Genomic DNA, 18,679 nt, shown 5'->3' with positions numbered 1-18,679 from the left:
AGTTATCGCTCAGCAACTGGGCGGCGGGGTGGTGCCGCCCGGAAGGTATCAGCGGGCCGTAGCCAGCTCTTGTTGGACGCTGGCTACAGTACGTGGCCAAGGTTTACCAGCCTGAACCTTCGCTGGCAAGTTCTTGATTGCCGCAACCGCTGCATCGCGGTTGGCGAAGCTACCATAAGTGACCACGTAAAGCGGCTTGCCCTGCAGGGTTTTCTTGAAGTAGCGATAGTCGCCACCCTGCGCCTTGACGAAGGCCTGCGCCGACGCTTCAGAGCTGGTACCGAGGATCTGCACGACATAGTTGCCAGGCTTCTGCCCGGTGTACCAGCCACTGTTACCGCTCCCGCCAGCCGCTTTGGCAGCAGGCTTGGCGGTGGCAACCTGGGTCGGTGCCGGAGCAGGCTTGGCAGGTGCAACCAGCTTGGCCGGCTGGGTTGCTACCGGTTTCTGCGCAGGAGCAACCGGCTGAGCCGGCGGCGTGCTGGTAGTGGCCTGGGCCATGGTGGGTGCAGGGCCGGCAGCCTCACCCTGCGGTGGTGCGATGGTCGTGACCGTCGGCGGATTGCCCGGCTGCAGCGCAGTGCTGTCCGCCGGGCCACCTTCCTCACCATCCCCCATGCCGGCGGCCTGCGCCAGAGGCTCGCGCATCACCGGCTGCGACTGGCCAACCAGCGGCAGTGGCATCGGCTGCGACGACCCTGAGAACTCGATCGCCGGGTCAGCAGGCTTTCCTTCCCCCAGCGGCAATTGGGCTTGGGCCGTCGGCGCATCCGTGGCCGCCTTGTCGCTTTTCTTGGGCATGAGAACCGCAGCAGCAACGGCGACCACAACGACAGCGGACAGCGCGAGCACGTGTTTCTTAGGCATTTTGAACCCCATGGTTGGTCGCTTCGCCGAACTACGGCTGGCGATCATGGCTTCGATCAAAGTATCGCGGGCGACCTGGTTGATATTGCCGGGCCACCCGTCGGAGTGTTCGTGAATATCGACGATCTGCTCATGGGTGAACACCTCGATGCCCCGGCCTGCCCCTTCCAGGCGCTGCTCCAGGTACTCGCGGGTCTCTTCCTCGCTGTAGGGCGCGAGTTCAATGACGTGGAAACGCTCTTCCTCGACAGGGATCTCGTCCAACCCGGCGATCAGCGACGCTTCGCCGAACAGGAACACGTGCGGGCGCCCCTCCGGGACACCTGCAGCCAGCTCCAGCAACGCTTGGAGTGCCGACTCGTCGAGTTGTTCCGCATCGTCCACCAGTAAATAGACTTCCTGCCCGGTGAGGGCAAGCTGGACTACCTTGGAGAGGATCGCCTGAACGTCCGCCGTGGCCAGCTCAAGCGCCTGGGCCACCTGGCCCAGCACACTGGCGGCATCGCTGGCGCTACGGGCCGAGACCACTACGCTCTGCACCGACTGCTTGTTGGTGCTGGCCACCAAGGCCTGGCGCAGCAAGGTTTTACCACTGCCGACAGGCCCTGTAACCACCAGCATCAGCTGGCTGTAACGGGCCAGGTGGTGCAGTTGGCCGAGCACAGGCTTGCGCTGGGCAGGGAAAAACTTGAAGCCGGGCACACGCGGCGCGAACGGATCGTGGCTCAACTGGTAATGGTCGAGAAACGCCTCATCGGCATGCAAACTGGTCATTGCGCTGTCACAACCTCAAAGCTGGGCCACGATCGCGCGGTAATCCGCCGACAGCGTGGCCTGAAGAACCTCTTTCGGATAGTCGTCGGTCACCACGGCTTCGCCCATCTGGCGCAGGAGCACCAGACGCAAACGCCCATCGATCACCTTCTTGTCGACCGCCATATGCTCCATGAAATGCGCCGGGGTCATTTCCTGTGGTGGCACCACCGGCAAACCTGCATCCTGCAGCAGGCGGATTGCGCGATCGCGCTCGGACTGGTCGATCCAGCCCAGGCGCATCGACATCTCCAGAGCCATCACCGTGCCCGCTGCAACGGCTTCGCCGTGCAACCAGACACCGTAGCCCATGTGCGTTTCGATGGCATGCCCGAAGGTATGCCCCAGGTTGAGCGTTGCGCGCACACCGGACTCACGCTCATCAGCCCCGACCACGGCGGCCTTGGCTGCACATGAGCGCTGGATCGCTTCGGTCAGCGCCGCGGGTTCAAGGGCGCGCAAGGCCTTGATATTGTCCTCGAGCCAACCGAGGAAGGGCTTGTCGCAGATCAGCCCGTACTTGATCACTTCGGCAAGGCCCGCCGACAGCTCGCGCTCGGGCAGGGTCTTGAGGGTGGCGGTGTCGATCAGCACGGCATTGGGCTGATAGAACGCACCTACCATGTTCTTGCCCAGCGGGTGGTTGATGCCGGTCTTGCCTCCAACAGAGGAGTCGACCTGGGAAAGCAGGGTGGTGGGGACCTGGATGAAATCGACGCCACGCTGATAGCACGCGGCAGCGAAGCCGGCCATGTCGCCGATAACGCCACCACCGAGGGCCACCACCGTGGTGCGGCGGTCGTGCCGGGCGCGCAGCAGGCCGTCGAAGATCAACTGCAGGGTTTCCCAGTTCTTGTGGGCTTCGCCATCCGGAAGGATCACTGGCAGCACCGCATAGGCACCCAGCGTCTTGCTCAGACGTTCGAGATACAGGGGCGCGACGGTCTCGTTGGAAACGATGGCAACCTGCCGGCCGGCAATATGCGGCGCCAGCAGTTCTGGCTGGTCAAGCAGGCCTTCGCCAATGTAGATCGGGTAGCTACGCTCGCCCAGGTCGACCTTAAGTGTCTGCATGTATCCCCACAATGTACTTGGGCGCGGCGCTGGCTGAGCGACCCACGCGGTAACGTTGAACCTCGCCTCGGCCCTGGCCGAGAATAGTCCCGGCCTACCGGGGCGGCAATTGCTGCAAGCGTTCGAGAATATCCAGTACGACCATGCGCGGCGGCCGTTCGTCGGTTTCCACCACGATGTCGGCGATCTCACGGTACAGCGGGTCGCGGGCCTCGAGCAGGTTACGCAAGGTCGCCTCTGGATTGGCGGTACGCAGCAATGGCCGATTGCGATCACGCGCAGTTCGCCCCACTTGCTGTTCCACCGAGGCATGCAGGTAGATCACCCGGCCGCCATGGTGCAGCGCGTGGCGGTTGGCCTCGCGCATGACCGCACCGCCGCCGGTCGCCACGACCACGCCATCGAGCGCGCAGAGCTCGGCGATCATCGCCTGCTCACGGTCACGGAAACCCGGCTCGCCTTCTTTGTCGAAGATCCACGGGATATTGGCGCCGGTTCGCAGTTCGATTTCCTTGTCGGAATCTTTGAACAGCAGGCGCAGCTCTTTGGCCAACAGGCGCCCGATGGTGCTTTTTCCAGCGCCCATGGGCCCTACAAGTATCAAATTTCGCACAGAATCAACGACTCACAGCAATCGCCTGGTCACTCATGATACGCGGAGTCAGGAAGACCAGCAGCTCGGATTTTTTCTCTTGTAATACATCGCGTCGAAACAGCCGCCCAACATACGGCAGATCGCCGAAAAATGGCACCTTGTCGACCACATTGTTTTGCGTGGTCGAGTACACACCGCCAATGACGATGGTTTCCCCATCCGCTACCCGGACCTTGGCATTGACCTCGTTCTTGCGGATCGGCGGCACATCGTGCAAGGCATTGACGAAATCAGGCTCGTCCTTGGTCACCTTGACCGTCATGATCACCTTGCCGTCCGGCGTAATCTGCGGCGTGACCTCCAGCGACAGCGACGCCTCGCGGAATGCAACCGACGTAGCGCCACTCTTAGAGGTCTCCTGGTAAGGGACTTCGGTGCCTTTGAGGATACGGGCAGTCTCGTTATTGGCGGTTACCACCTTGGGCTGGGAGATGATTTCGCCATTACCGGTCTTCTCCATGGCGCTGAGTTCAAGGTCCAGCAGCACGCCCCCGCGCAATACGCCCAAGCCGATGCTGGAACCGGCCCGCTCCACCCCAAGATCGACAAATACGTCCGCGCCCAACGCAGGGGCTTCGCCATAGAGACGCGGGCCCCAGCGCACCCCAAGGCTGTGCTCGTAATCGACATTGGCCTCCACGATGCGGGCCTCGATCTCGACCTGCCGTACAGGCACATCCAGCTGCGCAACCAACTGGCGCAACTCGGCAAGCCGGTCCTCAGGCTGGTGAGCGACCAGCGTATTGGTGCGCACATCCACATTCAAACTACCGCGCCCAGTCAGAATACCGTCATCGGCCAACGTAGCCAGCAGCAACTCGGCAAGTTCTGAGGCCGCGGCGTGTTGTATCGGCAGCAACTCCCGGCGCAACGGCTGCGACTGGGCCTCCAGCTCCAACCCCATACGCGCCCCCAGCGCCTGTTCGGCCAGCTCAGCCGCTGGCGCCACCACCAGTACCTTGCCTTCTTCCCGCCGGGCCAGCCCCTTGCTGCGCAGCACCAATTCCAGCGCCTGATCCCACGGAACATCCTGCAGACGCAAGGTGATACTGCCCTGCACCGTGTCGCTGGCGACCAGATTGATGCCGGCATAATCGGCCAGCACCTGCAACACAAGGCGCACTTCCACGTCCTGGAAGTTCAGCGAAACCGGTTCACCCTGATAAGGCGTCGCTGCCAGCGAAGGCATCGGCAGCAAGGCCGCCACCAGCCACTTCATCATCCCGTTCATTGTCCCGCGTGACCTCCCTGTCCACGCCCTTCCTGAGTGTCAGCACTGTGGTGCGCTCGCGCCAAATGCCCCCCACGAACAACCGTTCGCACACCTCGACCTGTTGCGCGTCCACGCGCACCACCACCCCCTCATCGCGCCCCAGCCGGTCACCGGCACGCACGCGATAGAGCCGCCCTGCAGACAACAGCAGAGCCTCATGCTGCATACCTCGGGACAAGCTGCCGACCATTTCCAGCTGAGCGAGCGGTATGTTGGCGAGCCCTTGCTTTACAGCGCGGCCCGACCAGCCAGAAAAGGGGTCGGCCACAGCTGGCCTGACGTGATCACGCGCAGGCAGCCAAGCCAGTGATTCCGGCTCTGCCACCGCCCCATCGGCGTGGAAGGCGTCGACACGCAGCCTTAACCTCAACACGCCCGGCCTGCCATGAGCACTGGCCAGATGCATATCACCGGCACGCAGCAGGCGAACCTGCCCAAGCCAATCATCGAGCCACATTCGCAGTGCCGCGTAACGCCCCACGACCTGCACATCCAGCGGTGTTCGGCCAAAACCTGGCTGATTCTGCTCATCCAGCACCTCAAGCCGCTCGAAATGCAGCCCATGCACATGCCCCGATGCGGCCAATTGGTCGAGCAGATCGCTGATTTCGCCGCCGGCCGCCAGACGCCATCGCATATCGTCCAAGTGCCGCTGGGCGTCGCTCAGCGCTTGCGGAGCATGCACACGAGCCGATACCTCGGCAGCCTTGGCCTGGTGCTTGTCGTCAAGGGCCTTTTGGTTTGCCTGGGCTGTGTGCTGCAGTTGCCGCCATTCCGGCCAACGCATCAGGCAGCCTGCCGCAACGACCAGGCACCCCGCAGCTATCGGCAGGGCACACCGGAACAGGCGCGAGCGCGCCACGAGCGCCTGCCAGTCCAGACGGGTGCGCAGTTTCACGACCAAGAGGCCGACATCCGCGCCTGCAGCAAAAACTTCTCGCCAGCAGGCAAGCTCTCGATCCGCTTCAGCTCCAGGTCGAGCAATACCCCGGAGCGCCCGAGATCGCGCATCAATTGCGCTATCACAGCACTGGACGCAGCCAGCCCGACCACGTGCAACCGCTCACCCTCGACCTTCAGTTCGACCACCTGAACGCCCTCGGGTAATGCCCGCTCCAGCGCGCTGAACAGCGCCGTCAGATACCCTCGATCAGCGAACAGAGCGTCCAGCAGAGCGGTTTGGGCCTGTGCTGCGTCGAGGGCCTGGTGAATGACGTCAAGCTGCTGCAACTGCGTATCGAGACCAGCGATGGCGGCCTGCCGGCCCAGGTTGGCAGCCAACTGATGCTGCGCGCGCTGGCGTGCCAGCTGGTCCATCAACAACACCACACAAAGCGCCAGCACCACGCCGCCAATCAGCCTGAATTGAAAGCGGCGAAGTGCTGCCTGGCGCTGCTGCTCGCGCCAGGGCAGAAGATTGATACGCAGCATCAGCGCAAAGCCCCCAGCGCCAGGGCAGTCGCCAGTGCCATGTCGCCGTCGTGGCATGCAAGGCCAGCCACCTGTGGCAATGGCCGGCAAGGCCTATTCAACTGGCTGCACAACTGATCGAGCCGACCTTGCTCAAGCAGCAGGCTTCCTGTCAGAAGCAGGTCCTGCACCTGTGGGTTATCGACAAACAGTTCATCCAGCCGGGCCAAGGGCACTTCGCGCCGCTGCGGCAACACACCGTTAGACCAGCCATGCAGCGTAGCGCTACCGGGTTCGAGGCGCAGCAGCGCGGAGCCGTCTGCACGCGGTTGCGGCATCATTCGCCACAGGGCGATGCTGTCGACCTCCACGACCTCCAGCAGCAGGCCGGCCTCGTCGAACAGCGCTTCCAACGGCTGCAGCACGGTCTGCCGGCAAGCCACCACCAGAACATCACGCGCGTCAGCCTGGCCACAGGAAGGCCCCAAAACCTGGAAGTCCATCACCAAGTCTTCCAGCGGAAAAGGAAACAACCTGTCCGCATCAGCCAAGAGTTGCGCCTCCATCTCGGCCACCGGCAGGTCGGCCGGTAGCTGGCACAACTTGCAGATCACCTGCGAGGCAGGCAGCGCCACTGCGACCCGCCGCTGACGGCTGCCACTGCGCCGGCAAGCGCGATGCAGCGCCGCCACTACGCGATCGGGCACCTGCCACCACTCACCAGCACCTGCGGGCTCGAACGGCTCGGCCTCCCAGGCAAGACGCTCGCAGCGCCCTTTTCTGCGTTGCAGTTGTACAAGCCGAACCGAATCGGCGGCGATTTCAACCCCCAACAGTGAACCGGCATCCTTGCCCATGCGTCCAAGCATCGCTGCTCCTCTGTGTCAGCCCTGAAACCCGCACCAGCACCCAGGCTCGATGGCCAGACGGTGCAGCGGGCTGCCCGGCCGGTCACCCGGCGAGGCGAAAAATGCTTATAATGCCCAGCGTTTTTTTCGTCCGCCGGCTCCGTGCGCAACTCACCCCTCAACCTGGACACCCAAAAGCCTTGATACGCCTGCTGAAGTTCTTCTGGTGGTCTTTCGTCGCAGTCATCTGCGCGCTCGTACTCGGTGTGAGCGGTGCGTTTCTGTATCTTAGCCCCAACCTGCCGTCGGTCGATTCGCTCAGAAGCATCCAGTTGCAGATACCCCTGAGGGTGTACAGCAGCGATGGCAAGCTGATCGCTGAATTTGGCGAAATGCGCCGCTCGCCCATCCGCTTCGCGGACATTCCCCCGCAATTCATACAGGCGCTTCTGTCAGCCGAGGACGACAATTTCCTCAATCACTACGGCGTCGACCCGGGCAGCCTGATGCGCGCCGCGACCCAACTGGTGAAAACCGGTCACATACAGACCGGCGGCAGCACCATTACCATGCAGGTGGCGAAGAACTACTTCCTCACCAGCGAGCGCAGCTTCTCGCGCAAGACCAACGAGATTCTGCTGGCACTGCAGATCGAGCGCGAACTGACCAAGGACGAGATCCTTGAGCTGTACGTGAACAAGATCTACCTGGGCAACCGCGCCTACGGCATCGACGCTGCCGCACAGGTTTACTATGGCAAGTCGATCCGTGACGTGAGCCTGGCGCAGATGGCGATGATCGCTGGCCTGCCCAAGGCGCCGTCGCGCTTCAACCCTCTGGCCAACCCGGCGCGCGCAAAAGAGCGCCGCGACTGGATCCTGGGCCGCATGTACAAGCTCGGCAAGATCGACGAGGCGAGCTACCAGGCCGCCCTGGCCGAACCGCTCAACGCCAGCTACCACGTATCGGCACCAGAGGTGAATGCGCCCTACATCGCCGAGATGGCCCGAGCTGAAATGGTCGGCCGCTATGGCAGCGAGGCGTATACCGAAGGCTTCCGCGTCACCACCACCGTGCCGAGCGACATGCAGGAAATGGCCAACAAGGCCGTTCACGGTGGTCTGTCCGATTATGATGAGCGCCACGGCTACCGCGGCCCTGAATCGCGCTTCCCGGGCAAAGGTCAGGCTGCCTGGCTGCAGGAATTGAACAAGCAGCGCACCTTGGGCGGGCTGGAACCGGCCATCGTCACCCAGGTCGAGAAGAGTGGCCTGAAGGTGCTGACCCGTGGCGGCAACGAAGAAGACGTCGCCTGGGACACCATGAAGTGGGCACGGCCGTTCATCAATAGCAATGCTCAGGGCCGGGCGCCACAATCGCCGGCGGACGTGGCCCAGGTCGGCGACCTGATACGCGTGCAGCGCCTGGACGACGGCACACTCAAATTCAGCCAGGTGCCGGCAGCGCAGAGCGCGCTGATCACGCTGGACCCTTACAACGGCGCCATTCGTGCACTGGTTGGCGGCTTCTCGTTCGAGCAGAGCAACTACAACCGCGCCATGCAGGCCAAGCGCCAGCCCGGTTCGAGCTTCAAGCCCTTCATCTATAGTGCGGCACTGGACAGCGGGTATACCGCCTCCAGCCTGGTCAACGACGCGCCGATCGTGTTCGTCGACGAGTACCTGGACAAGGAATGGCGACCCAAGAATGACAACAACACCTTCCTCGGCCCGATTCGTATGCGCGAAGCGCTGTACAAGTCGCGCAACCTGGTATCGATCCGTCTGCTGCAGGCCATGGGCGTAGGCCGCACCATCGACTACATCACCAAGTTCGGCTTCAACAAGCAGGACCTGCCGCCCAACCTTTCGCTGGCATTGGGCACCGCGACTCTGACGCCGATGGAAATCGCCACCGGCTGGAGCACTTTCGCCAACGGTGGTTACAAGATCAACCCGTACCTGATCGAGCGCATCGAGAGCCGCAACGGTGAGACGCTGTTCACCGCCAACCCTGCGCGCGTGCCGCAGGGCGCCGAAGACGATGCGGGCCTCGCGGCACCCGAGCAACCGATCAGCACGGCGTCGCTGCCAGGTGAGGGGCCGTCGGCTGCGAGCCAGCCGGCCCCTGCTCCACAAGTGCCGGTAACCGCCGAGCAGATCATCGATGGCCGGACCACCTATATCCTGACCAGCATGCTGCAGGACGTAATCAAACGCGGCACCGGGCGCCGTGCCCTGGCCTTGGGCCGTACGGACCTGGCGGGCAAGACCGGCACCACCAACGAGTCCAAGGATGCCTGGTTCTCTGGCTACAATGCCGATTACGTCACTACCGTGTGGGTAGGTTTCGACCAGCCGGAAACCCTGGGCCGCCGCGAATATGGCGGGACGGCTGCACTGCCGATCTGGATGAGCTTCATGGGCGCGGCGCTCAAGGACAAACCCAACCATCCGCCTGCAGAACCGGAAGGCATCCTCAGCCTGCGGGTCGACCCGGTGAGCGGCCGCGCCGCCTCCCCGAGCACGCCTAACGCCTATTTCGAGCTGTTCAAAGCTGAAGATTCGCCCCCCTCGGTAGACGAACTGGGCAACGGCGCAGCCCCCGGCAGCCCCCTCCCAGCCGACGAAGCGGCGCCCATGGATCTGTTTTGAGCGGCAAGCCGCAAGCCGCAAGCCTCAAGCGGCAAGCGGCAAGCTGTTCTCGGCTGACTGACCCACCGCGCCAGTCAATGCTGACGCGGTCAGGCTTGTAGCTTGAGCGGCAAGCTGCAAGCTGCAAGCTGCAAGCTGTTCTCGGCTGACTGACACACCGCGCCAGTCAATGCTGACGCGGTCAGGCTTGTAGCTTGTAGCTTGAAGCTTGAAGCTTGTAGCTTGAAGCTTGAAGCTCGAAGCAAAAAAAAACCGGCTCATTTGAGCCGGTTCTTTTTTGCGCCTTGCTTCAGCCGTTGAACACTTCGTCCACGCTGTTGAGCGGGTAGTGCTTCGGATATGGCAGGGTAGCTACGCCGGATTCGATGGCAGCCTTGGCTACGGCATCGGAAACGACGGTGATCAGGCGGGCGTCCAGTGGCTTCGGAATGATGTACTCGCGACCGAACTCCAAGCCTTCCACGCCATAGGCTTCGCAAACTTCCTTAGGCACCGGCAGCTTGGCCAGGTCCTTCAGTGCGATGGCCGCGGCGATCTTCATTTCTTCGTTGATACGCTTGGCGCGAACGTCCAGGGCACCACGGAAGATGAACGGGAAGCCCAGCACGTTGTTGACTTGGTTCGGGTAGTCGGAACGACCGGTCGCCATGATCACGTCGCTGCGGGTGGCATGAGCCAGCTCTGGCGAGATCTCCGGGTCCGGGTTCGAGCAGGCGAACACGATCGGGTTGGCAGCCATCGATTTCAGGCCTTCCGCGCTCAGCAGGTTCGGGCCGGACAGGCCAACGAATACATCGGCGCCGTCCAGTGCATCAGCCAGGGTGCGCTTGTCGGTAGCGTGAGCGAACTGGGCCTTGTACTGGTTCAGATCGTCACGGCCAGCGTGGATGACGCCGCTGCGGTCGATCATGAAGATGTTTTCGACCTTGGCACCCATGCTGACCAGCAGCTTCATGCAAGAGATGGCCGCAGCGCCAGCCCCCAGGCAGACGATCTTGGCGTCTTCGAGCTTCTTGCCCGCGATTTCCAGGGCGTTGATCATGCCGGCCGCAGTAACGATAGCGGTGCCGTGCTGGTCATCGTGGAACACAGGGATGTCGCACTGCTCGATCAGGGTGCGCTCGATCTCGAAGCACTCTGGCGCCTTGATATCTTCGAGGTTGATGCCACCGAAGGTAATCGAGATGCGGCGAACGGTGTCGATGAACGCTTGCGGGCTTTCCGACTCGACTTCGATATCGAATACGTCGATACCGGCGAAACGCTTGAACAGAACGCCCTTGCCTTCCATGACCGGCTTGGAAGCCAGTGGGCCAAGGTCACCCAGACCGAGGATGGCGGTGCCATCGGAAATAACTGCAACAAGGTTGCCCTTGCCAGTGTATTTGTAGGCCAGCTCAGGATCACGGCCGATTTCACGCACCGGTTCTGCAACGCCTGGGCTGTAGGCCAGGGCGAGATCACGGGCGGTGGCAGTGGGCTTGGAGAGCTCGACGCTCAGTTTCCCCGGACGAGGTTGAGCGTGGTATTCGAGAGCGGCGGTTTTCAGGTCTGACATGGTGGGCATTCCGCTATTTACTGTTCTGACGGACCGCCGAGGATACGCAAAGAGCCGGGGAGCCACAAGACTGGCCGGTCACTTGTGTCAAGGCCTTTAGCCTAAGACTTTACGCTATAACACACGGGGGCATTCGAACCACAGTGTGTACAATCTAACAGCGAAATGTCTACATCTTTTCAGCTCGAAATACGTTCAAGCATGCTCGGATCGGTGATTGGCAACACCCAGCGTCGCTGCCCCGGCTTTAGCCCACCCTTGCGGGAACGATCCAGCACCCAGCCACGCGCCTCGACCTGGCGTCCTTTGAGGTTATCGAAGAAGCCGGCGGGGAAGTTGCGTTGCAGACGAGCGGGAACCTGCAGCACCACGTCAGTTTCCAGCTCCAGCCAGATGCCCCCACGATTGCGCGCAATATTGCGAATACTGCCGCCGATCACCGCAAAGCCCGACTGGCGGACCTGGCTGGCGCGCCGTACCGGGGAACTGCGCCAAAGGCCAGCGCCTGCCTTGCGCGCGGATTGCTCGGCCAGCTGTTGGCAGGCCACCAGGCGCACATTGGGCGCAACCGCGACGCGGTAACCAAGCCCCTCGCTAAGCAACCGCGCTTCAAGATTGTCGCCATTGCGGGCGTAAACGTGCGCCAGGGTCCGCCCATACTTGTCCTTGGGCTCGACGCCGGGCACCAACCAGACACGGCCGTCGCTGGCCTTGACCAGCGCTTGCAAACGCTGCTTGGCAGTCACTGCAAAAGGCTCGCTGGCGCGCCCCTTACGCCCGATCTCCGGGGCGTTGATGCCAATCATGCGCACGCTGCGACCGTCGGTAAGGCGCAGCGTATCGCCATCGACCACCTGGCGCACCGCCGCGCTCTGCGGCCCGTCCGGCAATGGGCAAAACGCCAGGGCCGACCCTTGCCAGAGAGCGCCCACAAAAAAGGCGCCCACAAGGGGCGCCTTTTTCAGCAACAACGCGAAACCCGAAGGGTTCGCCATGCGCATGATTACTTCTTGGTACCGAACATACCGAAGCGATCGGCGAAGCGCTGAACGCGGCCACCGGTGTCCAGCACTTTCTGCTTACCGGTGTAGAACGGGTGGCACAGGTTGCAAACGTCGATCGCCAGGGTGTTGCCCAGGGTCGAACGGGTTTCGAATTTGTTGCCGCAGCTGCAGGTCACAGCAACTGCTTCGTAGTTCGGATGAATATCAGCTTTCATGGTCACTTCCTCGAGCTGCGTGCCGCCACCCAACACCAATTGTTGAATACCGCACGTAATTAGGCGGGGAATAATACCAGAGCGCCGCCTCGACGCAAGTTGTCGCTTGCACCGACTGTCGTCTGCTAGGCTCGCCAGTCTTTGAAACGCCCTGCGAGCCCTTACGCGTGTCCGACGTCATTCTACGCCTTGCCCTGCCTTCCCCCCTGCGTCGCTTGTTCGATTACAGGGCGCCGGCGAGCATGGCGCGCCAGGCACTGACCCCCGGAATGCGCATCCGCGTGCCGTTCGGCCGCCGCGAGATGATCGGCGTGCTGGTGGAGGTCTGCGACCACAGCGAGGTCCCTGCCGACAAGCTGAAGCCGGCCAGCGCCCTGCTCGACCCGGTTTCACCGGTCCCTGCACCGCTGTTCAAGCTGTGCCTGTGGACAGCCCAATACTACCAGCACAGCCTCGGCGACACCCTGAGCTGGGCCTTGCCGACCTTGCTGCGCCAAGGCGAGCCGGCCGAGATGCGCCAGGAGCGCTTCTGGCACGTGGCCCCAGGGGCCCGCCTGGAAGACCCGCGCATCGCCCGCGCACCGCGCCAGCGGGACGCTCTCAGAACGCTGGCGCAGCACCCGCACGGCGTCGCGCACAGCCTGCTGAGCAAGCTCAACCTCAACAAGGACAGCCTTGACCTGTTACTGGCCAAGGACCTGGTTCAGCTCGAAACACGCCGCCACCTGCCGGAACAGCGCCATGAGCACTGGCTGGCCCAGCCGGAACTGCCGCTAAACGAAGAGCAGCGAGTGGCCTTCGAGGCCGTGCGCGATGGCTTTGACGGCTTCAATGCGTTTCTTCTGGCTGGCGTTACCGGCAGCGGCAAGACCGAGGTCTACCTGCAACTGATCCGCGAAACCCTGGAGGCTGGAAAGCAGGCGCTGGTGCTGATCCCGGAAATCAACCTCGGCCCGCAAACCCTGGCGCGTTTCGAACAGCGTTTCAACGCACGCATCGCCCTGGTGCATTCGGCCGTCAATGACCGCGAACGCCTCGACGCCTGGCTGGCGGCGCGAGATGGCGAGGCCGATATCATCATCGGCACGCGTTCGGCGCTGTTCACGCCGATGAAGAACCCGGGCCTGATCATCATCGATGAGGAGCATGACGGCTCTTATAAACAGCAGGAAGGCCTGCGCTACCACGCCCGCGACCTGGCGATGGTGCGCGCGCACCAGGAAAACATCCCGATCCTGCTCGGCTCGGCCACCCCGTCGCTGGAAACCCTGCACAATGCCCTGACCGGCCGCTACCGCCTGCTGCGCATGAACCAGCGCGCAGGAGGCGCGCGCCCACCACGCATGCTACGCCTGGATGTGAAAAGCCTGCCGCTGGACAGCGGCATCAGCGGCCCGCTGCAACAGGCCATCCGCCAGACACTGGAAGCAGGCCAGCAGGTGCTGGTTTTCCTCAACCGCCGCGGCTTCGCCCCGACGCTGCTGTGCCACGACTGCGGCTGGCTCAGCGAATGCCCGCGCTGCGATGCCCGCATGACCGTGCATCAGCGCGCCGGAGTACTGCGCTGCCACCATTGCGGCTACGACGAACGCCTGCCGCACCAGTGCCCCAAGTGCAACCATGTCGACTTGCGCCCGGTAGGTGCGGGCACCGAGCGCGCCGAGGAACGCCTGAAGGTATTGTTCCCCGATTACCCGATCCTGCGGGTCGACCGCGACAGTACGGCCCGCAAGGACGCCATGCACAATTTGTTCAGCACCATCCAGCGCGGCCAGCCGAGCATCCTGGTCGGAACGCAGATGCTGGCCAAGGGGCATCACTTCCCCCGGGTTACCTTGGTCGCGATTCTCGATGCCGATGGCGGGCTGTTCTCTGGTGACTTCCGCGCCACCGAGCGCATGGCACAACTGATCGTGCAGGTAGCCGGGCGCGCCGGGCGTGCCGAAGAGCCCGGCAAGGTGGTCATCCAGACGCACCTGGCCGACCACCCGCTGTTGGTGCAGTTGACCGAGCAAGGCTATTTCGCCTTTGCCGAACAGGCCCTGGACGAACGCCGCGCCGCCGGCCTGCCCCCGTATTCCCACCTTGCCCTGCTGCGCGCCGAAGCGCACAAGCCAGGGCAGGCCGAAGGTTTCCTAGACGAGGCCTGCAGCGCAGCGCAGCGCCTGGTGACGGAGCAACACTTGCCTGGCATTGAACTGTTGGGCCCGGTACCTGCTCCGATGGAGCGCAAAGCCGGGCGCTTCCGTGCGCAGCTATTGATACAGGCCGAAACCCGGGCACCACTGCATCGTCTGATCAGTGCCTGGCTGCTGGTGCTGGAGCAGCTTCCAGGCGGCCGGCAAGTACGCTGGTCGCTGGATGTCGACCCGGTTGACCTTTATTGAGCGGCAAGCGGCAAGCTACAAGCGGCAAGCAAGAGCAGGCCGGTGGCGATCGCGCCTTTTCTTGCAGCTTGAGGCTTGCGGCTTGCGGCTTGCAGCTTGAAGCTAGAAGCTTGGCAACCCGAGCCCAGCAACGGATAATGCCCAGTTTTTCCACCTGCGCACCCAGGCGCTCCTCCGCGCTAGCGGTCGAAAAGAGATCCCAATGAAAGACACCATTCGCCAGCTGATCCAGCAAGCCCTCACCCAACTCGTCACCGACGGTGTGCTGCCTGAAGGGCTGTCGCCGGCGATCCAGGTGGAAAACGCCCGGGACAAGACCCACGGCGACTTCGCCAGCAACATCGCGATGATGCTGGCCAAGCCGGCCGGCATGAAACCACGCGACCTGGCCGAAAAGCTGATTGCAGCCCTGCCGGCCAGCACCGACATCAGCAAGGTCGAGATCGCCGGCCCAGGTTTCCTCAACTTCTTCCAGAACACCGACGCCCTGGCCAACCGCCTGGATGCCGCCCTGGCCGATGCACACCTGGGTGCGCGCAAGGCTGGCCCTGCACAGAAGGTCGTGATCGACCTATCGGCGCCGAACCTGGCCAAGGAGATGCACGTCGGCCACCTGCGCTCGACCATCATCGGCGACAGCGTCGCCCGCGTCCTGGAGTTCCTGGGTGATGAGGTCATCCGCCAGAACCACGTGGGCGACTGGGGTACTCAGTTCGGCATGCTGCTGGCCTATCTGGAAGAAAACCCGATCACCAGCGACGAGCTGTCTGATCTGGAAAACTTCTACCGCGCTGCCAAGAAGCGCTTCGACGAGTCCGAGGAATTCGCCACTCGTGCCCGAGGCCTGGTGGTCAAGCTGCAGGCCGGCGACCCCGAGTGCATGGCGCTGTGGACGCGCTTCAAGGACATTTCACTGTCGCACTGCCAGAAAACCTACGAGCTGCTCAACGTCAAACTGACCATGGCCGACGTGATGGGCGAAAGCGCCTACAACGCCGACCTCGCCAACGTGGTGGCCGACCTCAAGGCCAAAGGCCTGCTGGTCGAGGACCAAGGCGCCCAGTGCGTGTTCCTCGAAGAGTTCAAGAACAGCGAAGGCGAGCCCTTGCCCGTGATCGTCCAGAAGGCCGACGGCGGCTACCTGTACGCCACCACCGACCTGGCAGCCGTGCGCTACCGCAGCAATGTGCTCAAGGCCGACCGCGCGCTGTACTTCGTCGACCAACGCCAGGCCCTGCATTTCAACCAGGTGTTCGAAGTGGCGCGCCGCGCCGGTTTCGTCGGCCACCCGATGCAGATGGAACACATGGGCTTCGGCACCATGAACGGCGCCGATGGCCGTCCATTCAAGACCCGCGATGGCGGCACCGTGAAGCTGATCGACCTGCTCACCGAGGCCAAGGACCGTGCCTACGCCCTGGTCAAGGAGAAAAACCCGAGCCTGGCCGAGGACGAACTGCGCCGCATCGGTGAAGTGGTCGGTATCGGCGCGGTGAAATACGCAGACCTGTCGAAGCACCGTACCAGCGACTACAGCTTCAACTTCGAGTTGATGCTCAACTTCGAAGGCAATACCGCGCCTTACCTGCTGTACGCCTACACCCGCGTGGCCGGCGTGTTCCGCAAGCTGGGCAAGGGCTTTGACGAGGTGGATGGGCACATCGTGCTGCAGGCTGCCCACGAGCAGGACCTGGCTGCACGCCTGGCGCAGTTCGGTGAAGTCCTCAACAACGTTGCCGAAAAAGGCACCCCGCACGTGTTGTGCACCTACCTGTACGACCTGGCCGGCCTGTTCTCCAGCTTCTACGAGAATTGCCCGATCCTCGCCGCCGAAACCCCCGAGCAACAGCAGAGCCGTCTGCGCCTGGCGGCCCTGACGGGGCGCACCCTGAAGCAAGGTCTGGAGCTGCTCGGCCTGGAAACCCTGGAGCGCATGTAAGTTGGCTGCCAAGAAAAAACCAGCTCCCAAGCGCGGCGCAAGCCGCACCCAGGCACCGGCCAAACAGCCGATTCCCGGCTGGATATGGCTGGCGGTCGGCCTGACGGTCGGCGCCTTCATCGTCTTCCTGATGAAGCTCGAGCCTGGGGGCGGCGACATCAAGCGCGCCAAGCCCGAGCAGCAGAAGCCGGCGAAAGTGGCCGAGGCGGGCAAGACCGCGACGGCCACGACGCAGCAGCCGGTAAAGCCCAAGTATGACTTCTACACCCTGCTGCCCGAGTCGGAAGTGATCGTGCCGCCAGAAGCCGTGCCTGAGAAGACGCCGCCTGTCCCAGCCCAGCCGGTGACCCCGGTCACACCTGCCGAAGCGGCGAAAATCGACACTGCGCGCGCCCAGGCCGCACTGCTGGGCCAGACGCCACCGCCGGCGCCGCCAGTGATCAAACCTGCAGCCACCACGCAGTACTTCCTTCAGGCGGGCTCGTTCCGCAAGCAGGCTGACGCCGACAAGGTGCGGGCGCAGATCATCCTGCTTGGCCAGACGGTGAAGGTGGAATCAGGCACGGTCAAGGATGAAACCTGGTACCGCGTGCTGGTCGGCCCCTACAGCAACCGCGAGCAGTTGACCGGTGCGCAGAAGCAACTGGCCGGCGCAGGGTTCAGCAACCTGCTACTGCAGCAGCGGCAGACCCGCCAGTAACGAAAAGGCCTTGTCGCTCAGCGTGACAAGGCCTTTTTTGTGCTCAACGGCGTTCGGCGTTGGCCTGGGAAATCTGGCCGTTCAGCGTCCAGAAGTCATACAGCACACCCACCAGGAACAGGCCACCGGTAAAGAAGTAGATGATCGCGGTGATCCACTTGCCCTGGTACAGGCGATGCACGCCAAAAATACCGAGGAAGGTCAGCAGTACCCAGGCAATGTTGTAGTCGATGCGTCCAGACTGGAAGCGCAAGTCGGCCTCCCGATCCATCGACGGGATCAGGAACAGGTCGATCAGCCAGCCTATGCCCAGCAAGCCCAGCGTGAAGAACCAGAGGGTCCCGGTGATCGGCTTGCCGTAGTAGAAGCGGTGCGAGCCAGTGAAGCCGAAAATCCACAACAGGTAGCCAATGACCTTGCTGTGGGTGTCGTGAAACGGCGCCCCGTGTTCATAACTGTTCATTCATAGCCCCCATGGGTTAGCCGAAAATTTTCTAAAAAAAAATGTGACTTTTTCGCGGCAGGCCGACGTACGGCAACATGACAATCGACCAACGGATCAAAAATTGATCGAAAAGCTGTTATAAAGTTGCGCGCCAACACCAAAACCACTATTAAAACTTCACAAGAGCTTCATCTATGCCGCCTTTGTTAAAGACATGGCTGACCCTCTGCCTATTATTGCCCCTGGCCGCCCACGCCACCAACCGTGAGCAACGTCTTCCAAATGGTTTCACCGGCTATACCACCAATGCCACGGTGAAACGCGCACCCAGCAAGCACATCGCGATGCGTGCACGCGCCACTAACGCTGGCCAGGTGCACAACCTGCCGGTCGCCGCCATGTCGCCGAAACAGAGCAGCGACGTGCTCAGCCGCGCCGTGAATGTGCTCGGCACCCCTTATGTTTGGGGCGGCAGCAGCCCTAAAAAAGGGTTCGATTGCAGCGGGCTGGTCAAGTATGCCTTCAACGAGGTGGCTGACGTCGACCTGCCGCGCACCTCCAATGCCATGGCCAAGGGCCACGGCGTGAAGGTGGCCAAAAGCGACCTGAAGCCTGGCGACCTGATCTTTTTCAACATCAAGAGCCGCCGCGTCAACCACGTCGCCATCTACCTGGGCAACGATCGCTTCATCCACGCACCGCGCCGCGGCAAGCGGGTGAGCATCGACAACCTGAGCAAGCCTTACTGGCAGAAGCATTACGTCGTGGCCAAGCGGGTGCTGCCGAAGCAGCCGCAGCAGTTGGCTCTGGCCAAGCGCTGACCTGCCAGGCAACCCA

17 protein-coding genes are annotated in these 18,679 nt (G+C 62.7%); 5 read left to right on the top strand and 12 right to left on the bottom strand.

Annotation, left to right across the window (positions count from 1 at the left end; translation table 11 throughout):
• Positions 1–48: 48 nt before the first annotated feature.
• From ACIPZC_RS02285 to pilM, 7 genes are all read right to left on the bottom strand, one after another.
• The gene (locus ACIPZC_RS02285; protein WP_400624575.1) at positions 49–1,641 is read right to left on the bottom strand and encodes an SPOR domain-containing protein; all 1,593 of its coding nucleotides are present in this window, start codon (positions 1,639–1,641) and stop codon (positions 49–51) included.
• Positions 1,642–1,656: 15 nt separating this feature from the next.
• Positions 1,657–2,754, bottom strand: a complete 1,098-nt coding sequence (aroB, locus tag ACIPZC_RS02280; RefSeq protein ID WP_241805113.1) for a 3-dehydroquinate synthase — start codon at positions 2,752–2,754, stop codon at positions 1,657–1,659.
• Positions 2,755–2,848: 94 nt separating this feature from the next.
• Positions 2,849–3,367: a shikimate kinase AroK gene (gene aroK / locus ACIPZC_RS02275; RefSeq protein ID WP_241805111.1), complete on the bottom strand. Its 519-nt coding sequence runs from the start codon at positions 3,365–3,367 to the stop codon at positions 2,849–2,851.
• 4 nt (positions 3,368–3,371) lie between these two features.
• Positions 3,372–4,640: a type IV pilus secretin PilQ gene (locus tag ACIPZC_RS02270; RefSeq protein WP_400624572.1), complete on the bottom strand. Its 1,269-nt coding sequence runs from the start codon at positions 4,638–4,640 to the stop codon at positions 3,372–3,374.
• Positions 4,564–5,580 (bottom strand): pilus assembly protein PilP, encoded by a 1,017-nt coding sequence (locus ACIPZC_RS02265; protein WP_400624570.1) that lies wholly within the window; start codon positions 5,578–5,580, stop codon positions 4,564–4,566. The genes ACIPZC_RS02270 and ACIPZC_RS02265 overlap by 77 nt, the downstream gene beginning before the upstream one ends.
• A complete protein-coding gene (locus tag ACIPZC_RS02260) occupies positions 5,577–6,113 on the bottom strand; it encodes a PilN domain-containing protein (RefSeq protein ID WP_241805105.1) in 537 nt (178 codons plus the stop codon). The genes ACIPZC_RS02265 and ACIPZC_RS02260 overlap by 4 nt, the downstream gene beginning before the upstream one ends.
• Complete coding sequence (gene pilM / locus ACIPZC_RS02255) at positions 6,113–6,961, bottom strand: type IV pilus biogenesis protein PilM (protein WP_400624568.1); 849 nt, start codon at positions 6,959–6,961, stop codon at positions 6,113–6,115. Before pilM ends, ACIPZC_RS02260 begins: the two co-directional genes overlap by 1 nt.
• Positions 6,962–7,140: 179 nt before the next feature.
• Between pilM and ACIPZC_RS02250 the strand changes: the two genes are divergently transcribed.
• Positions 7,141–9,594, top strand: a complete 2,454-nt coding sequence (locus ACIPZC_RS02250; RefSeq protein WP_241805103.1) for a penicillin-binding protein 1A — start codon at positions 7,141–7,143, stop codon at positions 9,592–9,594.
• 24 nt (positions 9,595–9,618) lie between these two features.
• On the opposite strand, the gene ACIPZC_RS02245 is transcribed toward ACIPZC_RS02250, so the two are convergent.
• The 4 genes from ACIPZC_RS02245 to rpmE all read right to left on the bottom strand — a co-directional run bounded on the left by ACIPZC_RS02245 (position 9,619) and on the right by rpmE (position 12,371).
• The gene (locus ACIPZC_RS02245; RefSeq protein WP_400624566.1) at positions 9,619–9,855 is read right to left on the bottom strand and encodes a hypothetical protein; all 237 of its coding nucleotides are present in this window, start codon (positions 9,853–9,855) and stop codon (positions 9,619–9,621) included.
• Positions 9,856–9,883: 28 nt separating this feature from the next.
• Entirely contained in the window at positions 9,884–11,152 is a 1,269-nt protein-coding gene (locus ACIPZC_RS02240) for a malic enzyme-like NAD(P)-binding protein (protein WP_241805102.1), read from the bottom strand.
• A gap of 179 nt (positions 11,153–11,331) precedes the next feature.
• Entirely contained in the window at positions 11,332–12,153 is an 822-nt protein-coding gene (locus tag ACIPZC_RS02235; RefSeq protein WP_400624564.1) for a thermonuclease family protein, read from the bottom strand.
• A gap of 2 nt (positions 12,154–12,155) precedes the next feature.
• Positions 12,156–12,371, bottom strand: a complete 216-nt coding sequence (gene rpmE / locus ACIPZC_RS02230) for a 50S ribosomal protein L31 (protein WP_039603147.1) — start codon at positions 12,369–12,371, stop codon at positions 12,156–12,158.
• Between the two features lie 167 nt (positions 12,372–12,538).
• Here rpmE and ACIPZC_RS02225 point away from each other — a divergent pair, with 167 nt between their 5' ends.
• From ACIPZC_RS02225 to ACIPZC_RS02215, 3 genes are all read left to right on the top strand, one after another.
• On the top strand, positions 12,539–14,758 hold the full coding sequence (locus tag ACIPZC_RS02225) for a primosomal protein N' (protein ID WP_267820341.1): 2,220 nt from the start codon (positions 12,539–12,541) through the stop codon (positions 14,756–14,758).
• A gap of 202 nt (positions 14,759–14,960) precedes the next feature.
• Positions 14,961–16,697, top strand: a complete 1,737-nt coding sequence (gene argS / locus ACIPZC_RS02220) for an arginine--tRNA ligase (protein ID WP_241805095.1) — start codon at positions 14,961–14,963, stop codon at positions 16,695–16,697.
• A 1-nt stretch (position 16,698) separates the two neighbouring features.
• A complete protein-coding gene (locus ACIPZC_RS02215; protein WP_400624561.1) occupies positions 16,699–17,397 on the top strand; it encodes an SPOR domain-containing protein in 699 nt (232 codons plus the stop codon).
• Positions 17,398–17,440: 43 nt separating this feature from the next.
• On the opposite strand, the gene ACIPZC_RS02210 is transcribed toward ACIPZC_RS02215, so the two are convergent.
• Entirely contained in the window at positions 17,441–17,860 is a 420-nt protein-coding gene (locus tag ACIPZC_RS02210; protein ID WP_241805093.1) for a TM2 domain-containing protein, read from the bottom strand.
• Between the two features lie 176 nt (positions 17,861–18,036).
• Here ACIPZC_RS02210 and ACIPZC_RS02205 point away from each other — a divergent pair, with 176 nt between their 5' ends.
• Complete coding sequence (locus tag ACIPZC_RS02205) at positions 18,037–18,663, top strand: C40 family peptidase (protein ID WP_267820333.1); 627 nt, start codon at positions 18,037–18,039, stop codon at positions 18,661–18,663.
• The last annotated feature ends 16 nt before the right edge of the window (positions 18,664–18,679 follow it).

The sequence above is a fragment of the Pseudomonas sp. NPDC089743 genome (assembly GCF_044748785.1).
GTDB lineage: Bacteria > Pseudomonadota > Gammaproteobacteria > Pseudomonadales > Pseudomonadaceae > Aquipseudomonas > Aquipseudomonas putida_X.
Note: the sequence above shows the minus strand (reverse complement) of the source record. Positions and strands in the feature narration are given on the sequence as shown.

Coding starts and splice junctions, on each gene's coding strand:
- ACIPZC_RS02285 (WP_400624575.1), bottom strand. CDS start 1,641: ATGACCAGTTTGCATGCCGATGAGGCGTTTCTCGACCATTACCAGTTG.
- aroB (WP_241805113.1), bottom strand. CDS start 2,754: ATGCAGACACTTAAGGTCGACCTGGGCGAGCGTAGCTACCCGATCTAC.
- ACIPZC_RS02270 (WP_400624572.1), bottom strand. CDS start 4,640: ATGAACGGGATGATGAAGTGGCTGGTGGCGGCCTTGCTGCCGATGCCT.
- ACIPZC_RS02260 (WP_241805105.1), bottom strand. CDS start 6,113: ATGCTGCGTATCAATCTTCTGCCCTGGCGCGAGCAGCAGCGCCAGGCA.
- pilM (WP_400624568.1), bottom strand. CDS start 6,961: ATGCTTGGACGCATGGGCAAGGATGCCGGTTCACTGTTGGGGGTTGAA.
- ACIPZC_RS02245 (WP_400624566.1), bottom strand. CDS start 9,855: ATGAGCCGGTTTTTTTTTGCTTCGAGCTTCAAGCTTCAAGCTACAAGC.
- ACIPZC_RS02240 (WP_241805102.1), bottom strand. CDS start 11,152: ATGTCAGACCTGAAAACCGCCGCTCTCGAATACCACGCTCAACCTCGT.
- ACIPZC_RS02235 (WP_400624564.1), bottom strand. CDS start 12,153: ATGCGCATGGCGAACCCTTCGGGTTTCGCGTTGTTGCTGAAAAAGGCG.
- rpmE (WP_039603147.1), bottom strand. CDS start 12,371: ATGAAAGCTGATATTCATCCGAACTACGAAGCAGTTGCTGTGACCTGC.
- argS (WP_241805095.1), top strand. CDS start 14,961: ATGAAAGACACCATTCGCCAGCTGATCCAGCAAGCCCTCACCCAACTC.
- ACIPZC_RS02210 (WP_241805093.1), bottom strand. CDS start 17,860: ATGAACAGTTATGAACACGGGGCGCCGTTTCACGACACCCACAGCAAG.
- ACIPZC_RS02205 (WP_267820333.1), top strand. CDS start 18,037: ATGCCGCCTTTGTTAAAGACATGGCTGACCCTCTGCCTATTATTGCCC.